General features: G+C 73.4%; 10 protein-coding genes. 2 read left to right on the plus strand and 8 right to left on the minus strand.

The window, feature by feature from the left end; genetic code table 11:
- Window positions 1-39: 39 nt before the first annotated feature.
- Window positions 40-2,205 (minus strand): catalase, encoded by a 2,166-nt coding sequence (locus tag AB0J67_RS34950; protein ID WP_363488995.1) that lies wholly within the window; start codon window positions 2,203-2,205, stop codon window positions 40-42.
- A gap of 165 nt (window positions 2,206-2,370) precedes the next feature.
- Here AB0J67_RS34950 and AB0J67_RS34955 point away from each other — a divergent pair, with 165 nt between their 5' ends.
- Window positions 2,371-3,132, plus strand: coding sequence for an alpha/beta fold hydrolase (locus AB0J67_RS34955; protein ID WP_363488997.1), 762 nt, complete (start codon window positions 2,371-2,373; stop codon window positions 3,130-3,132).
- A gap of 72 nt (window positions 3,133-3,204) precedes the next feature.
- Here AB0J67_RS34955 and AB0J67_RS34960 read toward each other — a convergent pair whose 3' ends face one another.
- From AB0J67_RS34960 to AB0J67_RS34985, 6 genes are read right to left on the minus strand one after another with little or no spacing between them, the layout of a single operon-like run.
- On the minus strand, window positions 3,205-3,825 hold the full coding sequence (locus AB0J67_RS34960; protein ID WP_363488999.1) for a TetR/AcrR family transcriptional regulator: 621 nt from the start codon (window positions 3,823-3,825) through the stop codon (window positions 3,205-3,207).
- Between the two features lie 20 nt (window positions 3,826-3,845).
- Window positions 3,846-5,003 carry an acyl-CoA dehydrogenase gene (locus AB0J67_RS34965; RefSeq protein WP_363489001.1) on the minus strand — a complete coding sequence of 386 codons (1,158 nt, stop codon included), beginning with the start codon at window positions 5,001-5,003 and terminating at the stop codon, window positions 3,846-3,848.
- Window positions 5,000-7,072, minus strand: coding sequence for a biotin carboxylase N-terminal domain-containing protein (locus AB0J67_RS34970; protein WP_363489003.1), 2,073 nt, complete (start codon window positions 7,070-7,072; stop codon window positions 5,000-5,002). Before AB0J67_RS34970 ends, AB0J67_RS34965 begins: the two co-directional genes overlap by 4 nt.
- A gap of 4 nt (window positions 7,073-7,076) precedes the next feature.
- On the minus strand, window positions 7,077-8,672 hold the full coding sequence (locus AB0J67_RS34975) for a carboxyl transferase domain-containing protein (RefSeq protein WP_363489005.1): 1,596 nt from the start codon (window positions 8,670-8,672) through the stop codon (window positions 7,077-7,079).
- Window positions 8,669-10,384, minus strand: coding sequence for an acyclic terpene utilization AtuA family protein (locus AB0J67_RS34980; RefSeq protein WP_363489007.1), 1,716 nt, complete (start codon window positions 10,382-10,384; stop codon window positions 8,669-8,671). The genes AB0J67_RS34975 and AB0J67_RS34980 overlap by 4 nt, the downstream gene beginning before the upstream one ends.
- Entirely contained in the window at window positions 10,381-11,193 is an 813-nt protein-coding gene (locus AB0J67_RS34985; protein WP_363489009.1) for a TIGR03084 family metal-binding protein, read from the minus strand. The genes AB0J67_RS34980 and AB0J67_RS34985 overlap by 4 nt, the downstream gene beginning before the upstream one ends.
- 173 nt (window positions 11,194-11,366) lie before the next feature.
- Between AB0J67_RS34985 and AB0J67_RS34990 the strand changes: the two genes are divergently transcribed.
- Window positions 11,367-12,335 carry an alpha/beta hydrolase gene (locus AB0J67_RS34990; protein WP_363489011.1) on the plus strand — a complete coding sequence of 323 codons (969 nt, stop codon included), beginning with the start codon at window positions 11,367-11,369 and terminating at the stop codon, window positions 12,333-12,335.
- A gap of 47 nt (window positions 12,336-12,382) precedes the next feature.
- On the opposite strand, the gene AB0J67_RS34995 is transcribed toward AB0J67_RS34990, so the two are convergent.
- A complete protein-coding gene (locus AB0J67_RS34995; protein WP_363489013.1) occupies window positions 12,383-12,784 on the minus strand; it encodes a YchJ family protein in 402 nt (133 codons plus the stop codon).
- Window positions 12,785-12,854 lie beyond the last annotated feature (70 nt).

A 12,854-nucleotide genomic window follows, 5' to 3' on the forward strand; every position in this document is an offset into this window, starting at 1 on the left:
GCACGGGTGGGTGCCGGACGTTGGGGCGGCGCGCGCCGGTCAGGCCGCGATGCCGTCGACCGGGCGGTCGTAGTGGCGGTGCGCCGTGATCGCCTCGCGGACCTCGGTGAGGAAGCCGTCGTCGCCGGTGGCGTCCGCGGCCAGGAACACCACGCCGTCGAGCGCACCGGCCATCGGCTTGCTGGAGACGCCCTCGGCCCGGTCGGAGACCTCGTACACCGGCAGCCGGGCCGCCTCCACCAGGCGGTCCCCGACGCCGAGCACGATCAGCGGCTTGGCGTGCTTGTACGCCTCGGCGACGAAGTGCACCGCGTACCCGTCGCCGACCAGCGCGGTCGCGGCCTCGTCACCGCCGCCGACCGCGACGGCGTCGTACACCACCGACGCCACGGTGTTCATCGCCTTGTCGACGAGCAGCGTGCCCCCGGCTGCCGTGGTCACCTCGCCGTCGACGGGACCGAGCAGGTCCACCACCGCGCCCTCGGCGGTGAGCGCGTCGCGCAGCGACTCCACCCCGACGGCGTCGACGCCGTCGGCGACCAGGACCGCGACCTTGCGGCCGCGTACGCCGGCGCTGCCCGGCAGGCTGGTCTGGCTCAGAGCCGGCGAGATCCGGCCGTGGTTGGGCCGCCCCGGCTCGGGAACGGCGACGCCGATGCCCCCGGCGACCGCCACCGCCAGCGTGTGGTCGATGTTGTTGAGGTGCTCGACCATCCGCTCGCGGATGTGCATGTGCCCGACCTTGCCCAGCTCGAACCGGTACGCCGCGACGATGTGCTCCTTCTCCCAGGCGCTCATGCTGTTCCAGAACAGGGTGGCCTGGCTGTAGTGGTCGGCGAACGTCTCCGACCGCTTGCGCCCCTTGTGCCCGTCGACGAGTTCGCGGTGGTGCACGTAGGTGGTCGCGGTCGGCGCGCCCAGGTCCGCGCCGGGCACGAACGGGCAGCCGCCGCCCAGCGAGTTCGGGTGGTAGTTGGCCTGGCCGAGCGGGATGTCGTCCTGGTGGAAGCCGTCCTGCTGGTGGTTGCGCACCGGCGCCACCGGACGGTTGATCGGGATCTGCGCGAAATTGGGCCCGCCCAGCCGGGTCAGCTGCGTGTCGAGGTAGGAGAACAGCCGGGCGTGCAGCAGCGGGTCGTCGGTGAAGTCGATGCCCGGCACGACGTTGCCGATACAGAACGCGACCTGCTCGGTCTCGGCGAAGAAGTTGTCCGGGTTACGGTCGAGCACCATCCGCCCCACCGGTGTCACCGGCACCGCCTCCTCCGGGACGATCTTCGTGGAGTCGAGCAGGTCGATCTCATCGAAGGCGAACTCGTCGCCCTCGGCGATGAGCTGCAGGCCCAGCTCGTACTCCGGGAACACGCCGGCCTCGATCGACTCCCACAGGTCGCGGCGGTTGAAGTCCGGGTCCTTGCCGGAGATCTTCTGCGCCTCGTCCCACACCAGCGAGTGCACGCCGGCGACCGGCGTCCAGTGGAACTTCACGAAGGTCGAGCGGCCCTCGGCGTTCACCAGCCGGAAGGTGTGCACGCCGAACCCCTGCATGGTGCGGTAGCTGCGCGGCAGCGCCCGGTCCGACATCAGCCAGATCAGGTGGTGCATGGTCTCCGGCTGCAGCGTCACGAAGTCCCAGAACGTGTCGTGGGCCGAGGCGGCCTGCGGCATCTCGTGATGCGGCTCGGGCTTGAGCGCGTGCACCAGGTCGGGGAACTTGATGCCGTCCTGGATGAAGAAGACGGGCATGTTGTTGCCGACCAAGTCGAAGTTGCCCTGCTCGGTGTAGAACTTGGTCGCGAAGCCGCGCACGTCGCGCGGGGTGTCGGTGGACCCCCGCGAGCCCTGCACGGTGGAGAACCGCACGAACACCGGCGTGCGCCTGCCCGGATCGGTCAGGAACGGCGCCACCGTGTACTCGGCCAGCGCGGAGTCGTACGGCTGGAAGTAGCCGTGCGCCGCCGAGCCCCGGGCGTGCACCACTCGCTCCGGTATGCGCTCGTGGTCGAACCGCATGATCTTCTCGCGGAGGTGGAAGTCCTCGAGCAGGCTCGGCCCTCGTGGCCCCGCCCGCAGCGAGTTGTCGGTGTCGTCGACGCCGATGCCCTGGTCGGTGGTCAGCGATGTGCCGGTCTTGTCGACGCGTGCCAGATCCAGCTGCAGTTGCTTGTCGTCCAGCTCGATGCCGGTGTCCTCGTCGGTGCTCATGATCTCTCCCCCGCTGGTTTTCACGGCGGTGCCGTGCGCGGCGGCGCCGCGACCGCCCCGGTCGTACCCACGGTCGCCTGGTAAAACACCTGATCAGCGGGCCCGCGGGCCGGGCTGCGCGGCGGGCCCTTGGCCCGGCGGCGGTTTCCTGCCAGGATCTCGGGCATGGCAGACGGGCAGCACGACCCCTTTTCGCATGACGGCTCCACCGAGGTGGGCGTGCTGGTCTGCCACGGCTTCACCGGCTCGCCGCGCAGCATGCGCCCCTGGGCGCAGCACCTGGTCGAGCAGGGCTGGACGGTGCGGCTGCCGCTGCTGCCCGGCCACGGCACCACCTGGCAGGAGGCCAACACCACCACCTGGCAGGACTGGTACGGCTGCGTCGACGCCGCGTTCGGCGAGCTGCGGGAGCGGTGCGACCAGGTGTTCGTGGTCGGCCTGTCGATGGGCGGGGCGCTGACTCTGCGCCTGGCCGAGCTGCACGGCCCGGACGTGGCGGGGATCGTGCTGGTGAACCCGATCGTCGCGATGCTCCAGCCGCAGACCCGGCTGCTGCCGGTGCTGTCCCGGATGGTCGCGTCGATGCCGGCCATCGGCAACGACATCGCCATGCCGGGCGTGCAGGAGGGGGCGTACGAGCGCACCCCGCTGCGCGCGGCGGCCTCGCTGCGCAGCTTCCTGCGGCTGGTCCGGGCCGACCTGCCGAAGGTGGACCAGCCGATGCGTCTGTTCCACAGCGCCCAGGACCATGTGGTGGAGCCCGAGAACAGCGCGATCGTGCTGCGCGAGGTCAACAGCACCGACGTCGCCGAGATCGTGCTGGCCGACAGCTACCACGTGGCGACCCTCGACTACGACGCCGAGACGATCTTCACTGGCAGCGTCGATTTCATCCGCGGCCTCAGCGAGCAGGCCGATAACGCGTGACAACTGCTGGGTTGTCGGGACAACCCAGCAGTTGTCACGCGCGGCGGCACACCCGCTGAGCCGGCCGCGCGCTCACGTCGCTCCGGAGGCCGGTGGCAGCACGGTGTCGAGGGTCGCGGCCCACTGCCGCAGCACCCGCGCCCGGCGCGCGGAGTCGTCCCGCAGCAGCTCGCCCAGGCCGAGCCCGCGGGCCAGGTCCAGGGTCGCCTGGACGGTCTCGCGCGCGCCCGGGGTCTCCTCGTCGACGCGCAGCAGCTCCACCGCCATCCGGTGCGCGGTGCGGCCCAGCTCGGCCTCCAGCGGGCGGACCTTGTCCCGCAGCGTCTCGTCGACCGCGGCGGCGGTCCACACGTGCAGCGCGGCCCGGAACACCGGTCCGCGGTAGAGCCCGACCAGCACGGTCAGCACCTGCTCGGTGCGGCGGGGGCCGCTGCGCAGCCCGGCGGCGACGGACTCGATCTCCGCGGCGCGCACCTCGGTCATGTGCTCGATCAGGCCGGTGACCAGGTCCTCCCGGGTCGGGAAGTGGTGCTGGGCGGCGCCGCGGGACACCCCGGCCCGCTCCGCCACGACCGCGACCGTCGTGCCGGACCACCCCAGCTCCGCCATGCACTGCACCGAGGCGTCGAGCAGCCGTTGCCGGGTGGCGCGGCTGCGGTCCTGGCGGGGCTCGCGGAGGGGGGTGGTCGGCACGGCGATCACGCTACCGGGCGTCAGTAGGACCGGGGCAGGCCCAGGCTGTGCTGGGCCACGAAGTTGAGGATCATCTCCCGGCTGACCGGGGCGATCCGGCCCAGCCGCGACGCGACCAGCAGCGTGGCCAGGCCGTACTCGGTGGCCAGGCCGTTGCCGCCGTGGGTCTGGATGGCCTGGTCGACGGCCTTGACCGTGGCCTCGCCCGCCGCGTACTTGGCCATGTTCGCGGCCTCCCCGGCCGCCTGGTCGTCGCCGCTGTCGTAGCGGTGCGCCGCCTCGCGGGTCATCAGCCGGGCCAGCTCCACCTCGATGTGGCAGGCCGCGAGCGGATGGCTGATGGCCTGGTGCGCGCCGATCGGGCCGCCCCACACGGTGCGCGTCTTGGCGTAGTCGACGGCGCGCGACAGCGCGTAGCGGGCGATGCCCAGCGCGAACGCCGAGGCCATGATGCGCTCGGGGTTGAGCCCGGCGAACAGCTGCAGCAGGCCCGCGTCCGGATCGCCGACCAGCGCGTCGCCGGGCAGCCGGACCTCGTCGAGGAACAGGTTGTACTGCTTCTCCGGCGCCACCAGCTCCGTCGGGATCTGGGTGGCGGCGAAGCCGGGCGCGTCGGTGGGCACGATGAACAGCACCGGCTTGAGCCGCCCGGTGCGCTCGTCGGCGGTGCGCCCCACGATCAGCACCGCCTCGGCCTGGTCGATGCCGGAGATGTAGGTCTTGCGGCCGGTCAGCACCCACCCGTCGCCGTCACGGGTCGCGGTGGTGGTCAGCTTGTGCGAGTTCGACCCGGCGTCCGGCTCGGTGATCGCGAACGCGAAGATGCGCGTGCCGTCGGCCAGGCCCGGCAGCCAGCGCTGCTTCTGCTCGTCGGTGCCGAACCGGGCGATCACGGTGGCGCAGATCGCCGGGGAGACGACCATCATCAGCAGCGGGCAGCCCGCGGCGCCCAGCTCCTCGCAGACCGCGGCGAGATCGCCGATGCCGCCGCCCCCGCCGCCGTACTCGACGGGCACGTGCACGCCGAGGTAGCCCAGGCGCCCCGCCTCCTGCCACAGCTCGTCGGTCTGCTCGCCGCTGCGCGCGGTGCGCAGGTAGTAGTCGTGGCCGTACTTGCCGGCCAGGTCGAACACGGCGCGGCGCAGGGCCTGGCGCTCGTCGCTCTCCAGCAGGTTCACGGGGTGTCCTCCGGGGTCGGTGGGGTGACCACGGCGAGCACCGCGCCGACCTCGACCTGGCGGCCGGTGGTGACGGGCAGGCTGGTGACGACGCCGTCGGTCGGGGCGGTGATCTCGTGCTGCATCTTCATGGCCTCCAGCCACAGCAGCGGCTGGCCGGCGGTGACCTGGTCGCCCTCGGCGACGGCTATCCGGATGACCGCGCCGGGCAGCGGCGCGAGCAGCGAACCGGTCGTGACCTGTGCCTCGGGCTCGGGGAAGCGCGCCACCGGCCGCAGCGCGACCGGCCCGAGCACCGAGTCGACGCAGACCAGCCCGTCGTACGCGGCCACGTCGAAGGCGTACCGGACCGGCCCTCGCGCCAGCTCCACCCGGGTCGGGGTGACCTCCCCGGCGGTGAGCCCGTCAGCGAGGTGTACGCCGCCGCGGCCGCCCCGGTACGCGACGTCGATCCGCCCGCACGGGGCCTGGTAGGCGCGGGTCTGCGGCGCGGAGGCGACGTTGCGCCAGGCGGCCGGCAGTCCGGTCACGACGGTCGCGGACGCGCGCTCGGCGGCCGAGGCGGCCAGCGCCGCCGCGACGGCGGACAGCCGCTGCGCGTCCTCGCCGGCCAGCGGCCGGGCCAGCTCGTCGAGCCCGTGCCGGTCGAAGAACGCGGTGTCGGTCTCCCCCGCCAGGAACGCCGGATGCCGCAGCACGTTGACCAACAGGTCCCGGTTGGTGACCAGCCCGTGCACCCGCGCCTGCGCCAGCGCGGCGGCCAGCGCCCGCGCCGCCTGCGCCCGCGTCGGCGCCCACGCGATCACCTTCGCCAGCATCGGGTCGTAGTACGACGTCACCACGTCCCCCGAGGTCACGCCACTGTCCACCCGCACCACCACGCCACTCGCGCCCGCCGCCGACCCGGCGGGTGCGCCCTGCGGTTTCGGGGAAACCGCGCTTTCGGCACCCCCGATTCCTGCGGTTTCCCCGAAACCGCGGGCCGAGAGCGGGGTGGGGGTGGTGAATTCGGTGGTGGTGGGGAGGGTGAAGGTGTGGAGAAGGCCGGTCTGGGGGCGCCAGGTGTGGGCGGGGTCCTCGGCGTAGAGGCGGACCTCGATGGCGTGGCCCGACAGCGGGGGCGGGGTGGGCGGGAGGGCGGCGCCCTCGGCGACGTCGAGTTGGAGCGCGACCAGGTCCAGGCCGGTGACCAGCTCGGTGACGGGGTGTTCGACCTGGAGGCGGGTGTTCATCTCCAGGAAGTGGAACGCGCCGTCGGCGCTCGCGAGGAACTCGACGGTGCCCGCGCCGATGTACCCGATCGCGGCCGCGGCGGCGGTGGCCGCGTTCTGCAGGCGCTCGCGCATCGCGGCGTCGACCATCGGTGACGGGGCCTCCTCGACGACCTTCTGGTGGCGGCGCTGGAGGGAGCACTCGCGCTCGCCCAGCGCCCACACCGTGCCGTGCGTGTCAGCCATGACCTGCACCTCGATGTGCCGGCCGGTGGCCAGATACGGCTCGCAGAACACGGTGGGGTCGCCGAACGCGGTCGCCGCCTCGGCGCGCGCGGCCTCGACCTGCTCGGGCAGCTCGGCGAGGGTGCGCACCACCCGCATGCCCCGGCCGCCGCCACCCGCCGACGCCTTGATGAGCACGGGCAGGTCGGCTTCGGTGACGGTGGCCGGGTCGAGCTCGGGCAGCACCGGCACGCCCGCGGCGGCCATCAGCTTCTTCGAGGCGATCTTCGAGCCCATCGCGTCGATGGCGTCCGGCGTCGGGCCGACCCAGGTCAGCCCGGCGTCGATGACCGCCTGCGCGAACGCGGCGTTCTCGGACAGGAAGCCGTAGCCAGGGTGCACCGCGTCGGCGCCCGCCGCCCGCGCCGCCTCGATGATCAGGTCGGCGCGCAGGTACGTCTCGGCGGCGGTGACGCCGGGCAGGCGTACCGCGAGTTCGGCCTCGCGGGTGTGCAGCGCGCGGGCGTCGGCGTCGGAGTAGACGGCGACGGTGGTGATGCCGCGCTCGCGGCAGGTCCGGAACACCCGGCGGGCGATCTCACCCCGGTTGGCGACCAGCAGCCTGGAGATCATCTCGTCACATCCGGAAAACGCCGTAGGGACCCGGGCCCGGGTCGGGCGCGGACTGCACCGCGGACAGGCACATGCCGAGCACGGTGCGGGTGTCGCGGGGGTCGATCACGCCGTCGTCGTAGCCGAGGCCGGACAGCACCATGGGCAGCGACTCGGCCTCGATCTGGTTCTCCACCATGGTCCGTACGACCTGGTCGGCGTCGGAGTCGTAGGGCCGCCCGGCTGCGGCGGCGGACTGCCGCGCCACGATCGACAGCACCCCGGCGAGCTGCGCGCCGCCCATCACCGCCGCCTTCGCCGAGGGCCAGGCGAACAGGAAGCGCGGGTCGTATGCGCGTCCGCACATCCCGTAGTGGCCGGCGCCGTAGGACGCGCCGACGAGGATGGAGATGTGCGGCACGGTGCTGTTCGACACGGCGTTGATCATTGCCGCGCCGTGCTTGATGATGCCGCCCTGCTCGTAGTCCTTGCCGACCATGTAGCCGGTGGTGTTGTGCAGGAACAACAGCGGCGTGCGGGTCTGGTTGGCGAGCTGGATGAACTGGGTCGCCTTCTGCGACTCCGCGCTGAACAGCACGCCGCGCGCGTTGGCGAGGATGCCGACCGGGAAGCCGTGCACGCTGGCCCAGCCGGTGGCGAGGCTCGCCCCGTACTCGGGCTTGAACTCGTCGAAGCGGGAGCCGTCGACCACCCGGGCGATCACCTCGCGCGGGTCGAACGGCACGCGCAGGTCCGGCGGCACGATGCCGAGCAGCTCCTCGGCGTCGAACAGCGGCTCGGCGGCGCCGGGAGCCGGAGCCGCGCCGAGCTTGCGCCAGCGCAGCGACCGGACGATGTCGCGGCCGATGGCGATGGCCTGCACCTCGTCGTCGGCGAGGTGGTCGGCCAGGCCCGACACGCGGGCGTGCATGGCCGCGCCGCCCAGCGACTCCTCGTCGGCGTCCTCCCCCGTGGCCATCTTGACCAGCGGCGGGCCCGCCAGGAACACCTGCGACCGCTCCTTGATCATCACGACGTGGTCGCTCATGCCCGGCACGTACGCCCCGCCCGCGGTGGAGTTGCCGAAGACCAGCGTCACGGTGGGGATGCCCGCCGCGCTCAGCCGGGTCAGGTCGCGGAACAGCCGCCCGCCGGGGATGAAGATGTCCTTCTGGCTCTGCAGGTCCGCCCCGCCCGACTCGACCAGGTTCACCAGCGGCAGCCGGTTCTCCCGGGCGATGTCCATCGCGCGCAGGGTCTTGCGCAGGGTGTACGGGTTGGACGCGCCGCCGCGCACCGTCGGGTCGTTCGCGATGATCATGCACTCGGTGTGCTCGACGACGCCGATCGCGGTGACCACGCTCGCCCCGACCGGGTAGTCGGTGCCGTACGCGGCCAGCGCGGACAGCTCCAGCAGCGGCGAGTCCCGGTCCACCAGCAGCTCGATGCGCTCACGCGGCAGCAGCTTGCCCCGGCCGTGATGGCGCGTGACGTACTTCGGCCCGCCCCCGCCCAGCGCCTTGGCGTGCTCGGCGTCCAGCGCGGCGAGCTTGTCCAGCAGCGACTGCCGGTTGCCGGCGTACGCGGCCGCACCGGTGTCCAGCGTGGAACGGAGGATCACAGCAGCTCCTCGGGGATGTCGACGTACCGGGACCGCAGCCACTCGCCCAGTCCCTTGCCCTGCGGGTCGAAGCGGGTGCCCGCGGAGACGCCGTGGCCGAGCAGCCCGTCGACGACGAAGTTCAGCGCCCGCAGGTTGGGCAGCAGATGCCGCGCGACGGGCAGCCCCGCCGCCTCGGGCAGCAGCCGCACCAGCTCGTCGGCGGTCAGCGTCGCGACCAGCCACGCATAGGCGGCGTCGGACCGCGCCCAGACCCCGATGTTGGCGGTGCCGCCCTTGTCCCCGCTGCGCGCCCCGGCGACCAGCCCGAGCGGCGCCCGCCGTGTGCGGGCCCCGGCCGCCGCCGATCCCGCACCGGCTGCCGGCTCACGGGCAGGCGCGGCGGCGGGCTCGGTGGCGGCTTCGGCGGCGGATGGGGTGGGCGGGATCGGGTGCTCGGTGCCGTCGGGCAGCACGACGGTGTGCGGGACCTGGTCGGCGGGCACCAGCGCCGAGGTGAAGACGCCGAACGGGGTGCCGTCGCCGGGCGGGGCCAGCATGGTGAAGCCGGGGTAGCTCGCGAGCGCCAGCTCGACGGCGGCGCCGCTGAACGCCCGGCCGACGATGCCCGGGTCGGGATCCTTGACCGTGGCGTGCAGCAGCGCGCTCGCCTCCTGCTGCCCGGCCGCGTCGGTGTGGTCGGTGCGGGCCAGCCGCCAGACCAGCTCCCGCGGCGGGCGGCGCAGCCCGGCGGTGAGCTGCTCGCGGGCCAGTGCCGCCTTCGCCTCGACGTCGAGGCCGGTGAGCACGAACGTGACGTCGTTGCGGAACCCGCCGAGCGTGTTCAGGCCGACCTTCAGCGTCGGCGGCGGCGCCTCGCCGCGTACCCCGCTGATCCGGACCCGATCCGGGCCGTCCTCGGTCAGGGTGATGCTGTCCAGCCGGGTCACCGCGTCGGGGCCGAGGTAGCGCGGGGAGTCCACCTCGTACAGCAGCTGCGCGGTGACCGTGCCGGTGTTGACCACGCCGCCGGTGCCGGGGTGCTTGGTGATCACGCTGGAGCCGTCGGCGTACACCTCGGCCAGCGGGAACCCGGGCCGCCCGACGGCGTGCTCGGTGAAGAACGCGTAGTTGCCGCCGGTGGCCTGCGCGCCGCACTCGATGACGTGCCCGGCGGCGACCGCCCCGGCGAGCGCGTCGAAGTCGTCCCGCCGCCAGCCGAAGTGCGCGGCGGCCGGCCCGACGACCAGCGACGCGTCGGTCACCCGCCCGGTGACCACGACGTCCGCGCCCTGGGCCAGGGCGTGCGCGATCCCCCACGCACCGAGGTACGCGTTGGCGGCCAGCGGCTGCCCCAGGCCGAGCTCGTCGGCGCGGCCGAGCAGGTCGTCACCGGTGACGTACGCGATGCGCGGGCTCAGCCCGAGGCGCCCGGCCAGCACGCCGACCGCCTGGGCCAGCCCGGCCGGGTTCAGCCCGCCCGCGTTGGCGACGATCCTCACCCCGCGCTCCAGGGCCGTGCCCAGGCACTGCTCCAGCTGCTTCAGGAACGTCTTGGCGTAGCCGGTCGCCGGGTCCTTCATCCGGTCGCGGGCCAGGATCAGCATGGTCAGCTCGGCGAGGTAGTCGCCGGTCAGCACGTCGACCGGGCCGCCGTCGAGCATCTCGCGCATGGCCGACAGCCGGTCGCCGTAGAACCCGGACACGTTGGCGATCCGCACCGGGGCGCTCACGCCGCCGCCTCGGGCCCGGCCGTGCTGGGCGCCCGGCCGGTGCCGGGTGGGCCGGCGAAGGCCTGGGCGATGTCGAGCCAGCGGTCGGCGTCGGCGCCGTCGGCGCGCAGGGCCAGGTCGGCGCGGTGCCGGCGCTGGGTGACCAGCAGGCAGAAGTCGAGCGCGGGGCCGCTCACCCGCTGCGCGCCCTCCTCCGGGCCCCAGCTCCACACGTCGCCGTCCGGGCCGGTCAGCTCGACCCGGAACGGTGCGATGGGCGCGTCGAAGCCGTTGGCGGCGTACGCGAAGTCGCGGGTGCGCACGCCGAGGTGCGCGATGTGGCGCAGCCGGGCGGTCGGCTCGCGGACGGCGCCGAGGGTGTCGGCGAGGTCCTGCCCGTGCGCCCAGGTCTCCATGATCCGGGCGGTGGCCATGGACGCGGCGCTCATCGGCGGTCCGTACCAGGGCAGCCGGGTGCCCGGCGGCACGGCGCCGAGCGCGGTGCGCAGCGCGGCCCGGCCCTGCCGCCAGCGGCTCAGCAGCTCCGGTGGCGGCAGCACGGCCAGCTCCTGCGCGCCGAGGTCGACGAAGCGCAGCGGGTCGGGCGAGTCCGCCAGCTCCTGCAGCACCCGCTGGAACCCCTCGGGGTCGGTCGCGGCGAGCAGGCTGCGCTCGTCGGTCCACAGCAGATGCGCGATCTGGTGCGCGACGGTCCAGCCCACGGCTGGGGTCGGCGCCGACCACCGGTCCGGTGGCAGGTCCGCGACGAGGCGATCGGCGTCGGCGCTCTCGGCGTCCAGATCGGCCAGCAGTGCCTCGATTTCCGCCATCACGCGCTCCTCCCGCTCGGTTACCACCCTCCCGCCGCCGCAGAAAAAAGTCAAGCGTGCTTGATTTATTTGCGCACAGGGTTGGCACGGTCCGCATATTGACGAGCGCCGTAGCAGTGCTCCCTAATCCTTCGCAAGGAAACGTCGTTTCGATGATGGAAACAGGAGGCATCGTGTCGATCCGCCGCGCCGCCCTCGTCCTGGCCCTCGCCACCTCGCTGCTGACCGCGCCCGCCGCCCCGGCGTCCGCCGCCGACGGGGTGGTCGAGGTCAGCAACACCGTCGACATCCGCTGCGCGTTCTACACGATGCGCGCCAACGCCGACTGGTACTTCCCGTCCGGCACCCCGCGAGGTCTGGTCTACCTCCAGCACGGCTTCTCCCGCAGCAACGGCAACATGCAGGACCTGGCCGAGCACTACGCCGCCGCCGGGTTCCTCGTATTCGCGCCCACCCTGCCGTCGGCGAACCTCTACGGCTGCACCGTGAACAACATCGGCAACAACACCGACTTCCTCAACAACGTCGCCGACCTGCTCGGCAAGGCCACCGACCCGAACGACAAGCTCGGGCGCAGCTTCACCGACGCCCGCACCAGGGCGGGCCGCGCCGGGCTCGCCCTGCCCACCGCCTACGTCCTGTCCGGACACTCGGCGGGCGGCGAGGTCGTCTCCTACGTCGCCAACCGGCTGCGCACCACCTACCCGGCGCAGTTCGCCAAGGTGAGGTCACTGGTGCTGCTCGACCCGGTCAAGTCACCGGTCGGCTCCAGCACCGTCGACGCCTTCCGCGGCCTGCGGACCACCCCGCTGCCGATGTACGCGATCTCGTCGCCGCCGTACCTGGCCAACAGCGACGCCAGCGGCACCGTGGCGCTGACCGGCGAGGTGGCCCGGCCGTTCCTCGGGGTGCGGCTGACCAGCGGCTGCCACTGCGACGCCGAGGGCGCCAGCACCGACGGCCTGTGCACGCTCACCTCGGGCACGCCCCAGGCCAAGAACGTCGCCGCGCTGCAGACCCTGGCCGTGGCCTGGGCCCGCGACGGCGCCGGCGGCACCACGACCGCCGCCTACTACCCCGGCGGCGCCTACTACGACGGCCTGCTCACCGCCGGCACCGTCCAGACCCTGTCCGGCGTGTAACCGGACAACTGCGCGGCCCGGCGCCGGTCGCCGGGTCGCGCGGCTGGTCAGAGCGGCTCGACGTAGTACCAGCGGCCGCCCTCGCGGACGAAACGGCTGTGCTCCTCCAGCACCCCGGGCCGCCCGCCGTCGCGGTAGTGCGCCCGGAACAGCACCGTGCCGTCGGTGTCGAACAAGCTGCCCCGGTCGGTGCCCAGCACCTCCAGCCGCGTGTAGCGCGGCCCGCCGGTCAGGTCCAGCTCGCGGGGCCGGGTCGTCGGGTGCCAGGTGCGCAGCAGGTACGCCGGGTCGCCGAGCGCGAACGCGCTGAACCGCGAGCGCATGAGCTGCTCCGCGGTGGGCGCGTCGGCACCCTGGTGCCAGCGCCCGCAGCACTCGCCGTACGCCTGCCCGGTGCCGCACGGGCAGGCGGCGGGCCGCTGCTCGGGCTTCTTCTGTGGTCGTGCCATGGTCACCATGGTGGACGCAGCCGGGCGACGACGCCGGGCAGGCTCTGCTCGGCGACGTGCAGCGCCCGCT

It is taken from the genome of Catellatospora sp. NPDC049609, assembly GCF_040675365.1.
Lineage (GTDB): Bacteria > Actinomycetota > Actinomycetes > Mycobacteriales > Micromonosporaceae > Catellatospora.

Bases quoted from the DNA above. Each gene is read 5' to 3' on its own strand.
- AB0J67_RS34950 (WP_363488995.1), bottom strand. From the start codon at position 2,205: ATGAGCACCGACGAGGACACCGGCATCGAGCTGGACGACAAGCAACTG.
- AB0J67_RS34955 (WP_363488997.1), top strand. From the start codon at position 2,371: ATGGCAGACGGGCAGCACGACCCCTTTTCGCATGACGGCTCCACCGAG.
- AB0J67_RS34970 (WP_363489003.1), bottom strand. From the start codon at position 7,072: ATGATCTCCAGGCTGCTGGTCGCCAACCGGGGTGAGATCGCCCGCCGG.
- AB0J67_RS34985 (WP_363489009.1), bottom strand. From the start codon at position 11,193: ATGGCGGAAATCGAGGCACTGCTGGCCGATCTGGACGCCGAGAGCGCC.
- AB0J67_RS34995 (WP_363489013.1), bottom strand. From the start codon at position 12,784: ATGGCACGACCACAGAAGAAGCCCGAGCAGCGGCCCGCCGCCTGCCCG.